The organism is Mesorhizobium sp. M1329, from assembly GCF_040318035.1.
Classification (GTDB): domain Bacteria; phylum Pseudomonadota; class Alphaproteobacteria; order Rhizobiales; family Rhizobiaceae; genus Mesorhizobium.
This window is the reverse complement of sequence record NZ_JAMYLN010000069.1, coordinates 1-6,278: the sequence shown is the minus strand read 5'-3', so window position 1 is coordinate 6,278 and position 6,278 is coordinate 1. Positions and strand designations below refer to the sequence as shown.

The 6,278-nt window shown below is 58.7% G+C and carries 6 protein-coding genes and 1 pseudogene; 5 read left to right on the top strand and 2 right to left on the bottom strand.

Going from position 1 to position 6,278, the window contains the following annotated elements; translation table 11 throughout:
* A pseudogene (locus tag NKH21_RS32425) lies at nucleotides 1–195 on the top strand (pentapeptide repeat-containing protein); the annotation flags it as partial.
* A gap of 687 nt (nucleotides 196–882) precedes the next feature.
* Here NKH21_RS32425 and NKH21_RS32420 read toward each other — a convergent pair.
* Nucleotides 883–1,470, bottom strand: a complete 588-nt coding sequence (locus tag NKH21_RS32420; protein ID WP_352869961.1) for a mobile mystery protein B — start codon at nucleotides 1,468–1,470, stop codon at nucleotides 883–885.
* On the bottom strand, nucleotides 1,467–1,940 hold the full coding sequence (locus NKH21_RS32415; RefSeq protein WP_352869959.1) for a mobile mystery protein A: 474 nt from the start codon (nucleotides 1,938–1,940) through the stop codon (nucleotides 1,467–1,469). The genes NKH21_RS32420 and NKH21_RS32415 overlap by 4 nt, the downstream gene beginning before the upstream one ends.
* Before the next feature lie 629 nt (nucleotides 1,941–2,569).
* On the opposite strand from NKH21_RS32415, the gene NKH21_RS32410 reads away from it, so the two are divergent.
* The 4 genes from NKH21_RS32410 (at nucleotide 2,570) to NKH21_RS32395 (ending at nucleotide 4,542) form a co-directional block, all read left to right on the top strand.
* Nucleotides 2,570–2,875, top strand: a complete 306-nt coding sequence (locus tag NKH21_RS32410) for a hypothetical protein (protein WP_352869957.1) — start codon at nucleotides 2,570–2,572, stop codon at nucleotides 2,873–2,875.
* Between the two features lie 642 nt (nucleotides 2,876–3,517).
* The gene (locus NKH21_RS32405; RefSeq protein ID WP_352869955.1) at nucleotides 3,518–3,814 is read left to right on the top strand and encodes a hypothetical protein; all 297 of its coding nucleotides are present in this window, start codon (nucleotides 3,518–3,520) and stop codon (nucleotides 3,812–3,814) included.
* A 165-nt stretch (nucleotides 3,815–3,979) separates the two neighbouring features.
* Nucleotides 3,980–4,255, top strand: a complete 276-nt coding sequence (locus tag NKH21_RS32400) for an ATP-dependent DNA ligase (RefSeq protein ID WP_352869953.1) — start codon at nucleotides 3,980–3,982, stop codon at nucleotides 4,253–4,255.
* Nucleotides 4,252–4,542 (top strand): DNA ligase-like domain-containing protein, encoded by a 291-nt coding sequence (locus NKH21_RS32395; RefSeq protein ID WP_352869951.1) that lies wholly within the window; start codon nucleotides 4,252–4,254, stop codon nucleotides 4,540–4,542. Before NKH21_RS32400 ends, NKH21_RS32395 begins: the two co-directional genes overlap by 4 nt.
* Nucleotides 4,543–6,278: the final 1,736 nt, after the last annotated feature.

Sequence of the window (6,278 nt, the reverse complement as noted above, 5' to 3'; positions counted from 1 at the left end):
GGAGCGAGGTTTACCGCGCCGATAGACTTTGACCGCGCCTTTTTCTTTCTGACCCGTATCGAGGGCGTCGACCTTTCCAATTCGGTGGGTCTGTCCCAGTGGCAGCTCAACATGGCTTGCGGAGACGCCCGGACCGAGTTGCCTTCTGGCTTGACGAGGCCTGAAGATTGGCCCTGTCAATTCCAGCAGGAATAGTTGTCGGCAAGCGAACTGCGGCAATGCTGCACCCGACAGAATTCGAACCTGTAACTTGTGCCTTCGGAGGGGCGCAGATCCTCCGCCAAAGTGGCACGTTTCTACGGTATTGCTATTGGCGAAATCGCAGCCAAAGGGTGTTTGTGCCGCTTCCGTTCACCGCTACCGGTTCAATCGAACCGGTAGCTCCTGTCCGAATAAATCAAAGTCATTGAGACGCGCTGCAAGCTCGTCGAGCTCGATATTTGCGCGCCTGTCCGGAAAATGGGTGACGGCGTCGAACTGGTGTTCGCCGCGATGCTCGCGGCGAAGCCTCCAACCGAGACGACGAGCGACCGGTTTTCGATAGGCGACTCTCATAACGCCTCTGCTTCCACAATGGTAGGAGCGCGGCGCTCGATACGAACCTGCAAGCCTGTCAACACGCCTGCGATGATCAGCCCTCCCGCCGTCACTTCGTCGCCGGTCACAAACACCCGGTCCAGTACCGGGCGACAGCACTTGAAATAGGCCGTGGCATCTTGGGGGATTAACGGATTGTGTCCACCTATTTTAGGGGATGGTGCGTTCTCGCGCTGCTCAAGGCGGCGGAGCGGGAAGCGCCTGACATTCTCATGGACCGGTTAGTCGAGAACGACGTGGAGTAGGATGAGCTTTGCCAGGTGGCAAGCGGTGGAATCGTGCCCCTCAGGACCGGACAAATTCCAGCAACGGGCCGATATCGTGATTGTCGGCGGCGCGCAGGGCTTCGACATAGCGCTGGCGGGTTTCGCCGGGATCGACGAGGCCGGCGCTGCCCCAGGAGAAACGGGGGCGGTTCTTGCTGACGAGCGACAGGTCGGTCGCGAGCCGTGCGTGGCGGCCGTTGCCGTTGGGGTAGGGATTGATCCATACGAGTTTGTGGTGAAAGCGCGCTGCGATTTCATCGGGCGGGTAGGTTTCGTGGTCGATCCAGTAGCGGCAGTCATCGATGAGCTGTCGCAGTTCGGTGGGGATGCGGTAGGCATCGACGCCGATATTCTTGTTGCTGTGGCGGTAGCTGCCGGCCCAGCGCCAGACGCGGCCGAACATCCGCTTGTGCAGATCGTTCAGGAATTTTTCGCTGAGCACATCGCGTTTGCGGGCGAACGCCCATTCTTCCGCGTCGAGAATATTCGCCTGTTCGGCTTCGTTCAGTTCGCCGCGCAGGGTGATGTAAGCCGGGATCAGGGCTTCGCGCTCTTCAGGGCTGAGCGGCGTTGCGGCGTCATCCTGTTCGAGGAGCGGATCAGTCATGACGCCTCGTCATCCCACAGCGCCGAGCCGGGCTTTTCCAGCAGGCGTCTTGCGAGTTGCCTGACCTGCTCTTCTTCGGCTTCCGGATCGAGGCTTTGTGCTTCAAGCGCCATTGTGTGGCGGGCAGGCTTGACGCGGCGCCTTGCTAGCTTGAGAGCGCGTTCTTCTGTAAGGGCTTCGAGCGGCTTGCGCGGCACCAGCGCATGAACGAGGTCGCAGTCCAGCGCCCGGGCGGCGCGTTCAAGCGAATCGAGCGTGATCGCATTGGTGCTTTCGGCTTTTTCGATGGCGACGGCGCGCGGCTGGCTGACGCCCAGCCGCTTTCCAAGCTGTGCCGTCGTCATGCCGAGCGCCTCGCGGATCGCCTTGATCCAGCCGCGCGGCGGCCTTGCGAATCCCTCCTGGGTTCGCAAGGGGCTGAGCCTCTTGTCGAGCTGGCGTCTGGCTGTGGCGCGTTCCTGCGGGCGCATTTTGATGATTCCCTCATTATTCAAACATTTCATGCAATAACATATATATAATCAATTTGTCAAATTACTATAACATATATGTTATTGCCATTGGCGAGTCTGATCAGTAGGATAGAACTGGGGGCAAGGTCACGCGTAGCGGACTGCTTCGGCCGTTCTCGTTCGCAACGGCGCGATCCAGGCGATGAACCTCGATGAGGCCGCGTTTCGGCCGCTGGAAGAAGCCATCCGGCAGACCTTCAATGACGACGGGGTTGCCAGCGTCGAGCAGATGCCGGCGCTTCGCGATCCAAGCGGCTTTCGTTGTGCTGCGGCGCTAATCCGACCAGGACCGCACTGGAGGTGGTCGGGCGCATCAATCGGGTGACCGGCAGCAGAAAAGGCGGGGGTGATCGGGCTCACCACAGTTCAGAGCCACTGTGTCGCCCGACCCCGCGATGAACTGCTCTCTGGCGAGCCCGACCAGTTGCGGGCCTATCTGACTCGGAAGCAACGCGACAAACGTTTCGACCGAACGATCACATCTGCGATCCGAGATGGTAAACCAATCCCTACCAATCTGGTGGATCGGATCAGCGCCCGATATTCCGACGGACTGGTGAAGCTCCGCGCCGACACGATCGGGCTGCATGAGACGTTCGCCCCACATCCAAAGACACATCGCATTTGAGCAGGCGATCGCCAAGGGTGCGGTATGGCCCGATGCGATCACGAAGCGTTGGAAGCTGAAAAGGTGTTTCCCCGAATATGACTTCTTCTTGAATGGCGATACGGAGCCTTTCGAAGGCGACTATCAGATCCTACCGATCTGCGGGGTGGGTGGCGACGAGCCGGGCACCCTGCGCGTTCTCGATCGCCCGGAGCAATCAGTGATGATGGGCATCGCCGCGGCGCTGAAGGGTTTCAGGCCGGGACGGACGCCGGCGCTGAACTAAAACCGCGGTAGTGGGTCAGTTTGAAATTGAGGCTGAAAACGCCGCTGTCGCGTAGCGGTCGAAGCCAAGGAAGCGGAGAAGCCAATAGTGCGCGGACCGTACCGGAAGAAAGGCGTCTCGATTGATTGATCCTAAACCCATCACGAACGAAAATATTCTGATGGCTCTTGGCATCGTTCTCGTCGAAATTCGCGCGACCGATGATCTATCCAAAGCACGGATGCTCGCTGACTCATTTCACAACGCACCGGCCATGATCGCGTCTGGCGCCAGTCCTCAGGATACCTGGGCAAGTGTACTTGGAACCGCTCGCCGGCTTGATATGGAACGATATGTCGTCTGGCTATTAAGACACGTTCAGGCGAGACAGGTTTCAAACTAACCCACTACCAAAACCGCCAGTTGGTGGACGCGTTACAGCTCATGCGCCTAAAATCGAGCTGATCGCGCGCACCAGAGCAACCCCGAAGTCCCTAAGCTTGGTGCAAGTCGCTTGATCGGGTCCCGCCGTCCTGGCAGTGCGGCGGGACTTTTTACTGCCGTGACACCCGACCGACGCGTTGCCGCAGTGAGCGAGCCGCTGGTTAGAATCGTACATTAGGAATCTGGAACGTAGGTGAGGCACAAAGCATTATTGGCGCCATGGACAAGAGCGACGGCGACAATCTTCCAGAATGGCTTCCGGGCGACCTGCCCGACGATCGAGTGATCCGGGCCGATATCGCGACACGGGTTTCGAGAGAGACCTACGGCAAGAACGGGCCTGACCATACGGTGGTCACGAAGGCCGGTCTGGATCACAATCTTTTTGAGGAACAGGAAGAAGCTGACGCCTCCGTCGCCCACCAATCATCCGTGGTTCCGTTGCTGCTGGTTCTCTATGTGCTCTCGATGTTGGTATTGGCCGGGTACGCGCTCGCTCGTGCGTATTCTCTATAGCGCCCGCTCCGTCTGTGTCTTTCACGATGGTCGCCAGGAGCCGCGCGGAATCACGTTCCGTTCACTCTAGCTAATGTAAGCTTTGTACCTAGTATTGACTGGGTGCGTAAAATTGTAAGTACCGGCGGCGGCCGTCTCGAGTTCATTCCGCCGATGGAGCCCAAGTTGGTCTCAAAGCCACCCGAGGGTGAGCACTGGATTCACGAGATCAAGCTCGACGGCTACCGCACCCAGATCGTCATCAACAGCCCCGACGATATCCGCGCCTTCACCAAAAGCGGTGCCGACTGGACAACCAAATACACCGGCCTCTTCGAGGCCGCGCGTCAGCTCGACGTCAAGACCGCGATCTTCGAGGGTGAGGCGGTGGTCACCACGCCGCCGGTCTGCCCGACTTCAATGCACTGCAGAAGGCCGTTCACAGCGACCCCTATGCCATGATCCTCGGTGCCTTCGACATCATGTATTTGGACGGCCACGATCTGCGCGATATCGGCTGCAAGGCGCGCCGCGAAATCCTGTTCAGTATCATCAAGCCGAACAGCCGGATCCAGTTCAGCGAAAGCATCCCCGGCGAAGCGGGTGCAGGACCATGCCGGCCCGCCTCCGCATGGGAAGCGACCGGCGACGCAGTGGGTAAAGCCGGAGGAGGTCAAGCGGCGCCTCAAGCACCTCCGCGGCGAGCACAATTGTATACGCAGCGCTTCGCTGTAAGGTTTCGGCGATGAACCACACGGCTAATCCAGCACGACAAGGACTGCATCCCATGGACCCTACCGAGCCTAAACCTGACCGCCGCCTTCACCAGAGAACGCCTGTTCTGAAGGACGCGACCATAACCACTGGGCGTCGGGACATGGACATAAGCTGCTCGGTCTGCAACCAGCATGAGAGAGGCGCGGAACTGCGGGTCGCTGCTGATGCCTTGGTCCCGGATCGTTTTGTGCTGTTCATCCCTGAGGACGGGGCCACCTATCAGGCGGTGGTCCGGTGGCGGAAGAACGATCGGCTTGGAGTGCAACTGTACGGCTCGGGAGTGCTAATTCGGCCTTGATCAAGGCGCCCCGTCAATTCGCCCGCGGGTTAATCTCGCGACCGTTTCGATGATCGCCTTTGCAAGCGCCTCGCCCTCATTCACCGGCAACGGTCCATTAGAGCAAGTTGACCACCCGTCATCTCCATGCATGTCATTCGGCCGGCAATCTTTAGGGGCTGATCCTGCGACAACCGTCCCCATCATTCAGCCATCGCTCGGTCCCTGTGGCGTTCGTTATGTCGGCCCATTGGCCGGATCGCCGGAACTCAGCTTTCACCTCTCTGCCCCTTATGCGAATCGGAGTGAATTATCGCCGCTCAATCGAAGCCGGTGCTGGGATCTCGTAGATTTTCGAGTGTGCTCCATCGCAACAGGTATGGAGTGCACGAAGCTGCTGAGTATCACAAGCGAGTCTGACTCGCCTCGTTCTCGCATCCCGATGGCAATGGTCGCGTGGACGGAGGGCTACATTACTGCAGCGAACACGGCACTGAAGCACTTAGGTCAGCCTCGATACGATCTCGGTAGCATGACCATCAATGAGATTTGGGCGTCTCTCTACGGCTTTTGTAAGAGAAATCCCGACAAACGGGTTATGGAAGGGATGGTAGAGATCATGGACAGGAGGAAGCGAGAAGCGCCGTGAGGGAGCGGTTCTTACCGGATTCCCAAATCGATCGGCACATCCGTTGAATTCGATGCTCAGAACAGCGTCGCAACAGCACGATACTCGTCAGAGTGGGTGAGCGCCTCCGCCCCGCATTCTTCATTAGTAATCGGACAAGGTGGTGAGCGACGGTGCGTGCCGGCACCTGAGGGCGTCACGAAGCGACCGGCGACGCAGTGCCGGCCTGCTTCGTGAAGTCATGGCGGCGCGCGCGAACATGTGCCAGCAAATTCACTTCATTGACGACCCCGCATTGAAAGAGAGACAGCGTGGTCGAGGCCAGAATCTGTCTGTTTATCGAGGTGCTGTGCGATTTGGCGTCGGCGGCTACCTGGTCGACAACCCGCTGGCAGATTGCTCGATCCTTAGGTCTAAGGAACTGAGGTTTCGGTGCTCGTGGCATCTCGACGCCTTTAAAGGGGAAGTTGCTGTGTCCCTACGCGCGGATGCGTGGGTCTCCGCGGAGGGACCCTAGACGCATTCAAACAGATAATTGCCATTCGTTTGAGTGATGTCGCCAATGGCTTGAGCCGACTTTAATTACGGATTTCTGGTTAACCGCTGCAACTGAAAACAGTCGGAAACAGTTAGCATTCTCGCTGAAAACAGCGGCGGAACAGCGTCGGCCGACCGCTCTCCACTGAGAACAGTCGAGGAACAGTGAGCCGCGCCAACATGAACCGCCCCGGGTTGATCGGAGGCTCCAACTCCTGAGAAGGTGGAGCCATGACAAGCAAGACGACCAACAAGTTCTCTCCCGA

Bases quoted from the DNA above. Each gene is read 5' to 3' on its own strand.
- NKH21_RS32420 (WP_352869961.1), bottom strand. From the start codon at position 1,470: ATGACTGATCCGCTCCTCGAACAGGATGACGCCGCAACGCCGCTCAGC.
- NKH21_RS32415 (WP_352869959.1), bottom strand. From the start codon at position 1,940: ATGCGCCCGCAGGAACGCGCCACAGCCAGACGCCAGCTCGACAAGAGG.
- NKH21_RS32410 (WP_352869957.1), top strand. From the start codon at position 2,570: ATGAGACGTTCGCCCCACATCCAAAGACACATCGCATTTGAGCAGGCG.
- NKH21_RS32405 (WP_352869955.1), top strand. From the start codon at position 3,518: ATGGACAAGAGCGACGGCGACAATCTTCCAGAATGGCTTCCGGGCGAC.
- NKH21_RS32395 (WP_352869951.1), top strand. From the start codon at position 4,252: ATGATCCTCGGTGCCTTCGACATCATGTATTTGGACGGCCACGATCTG.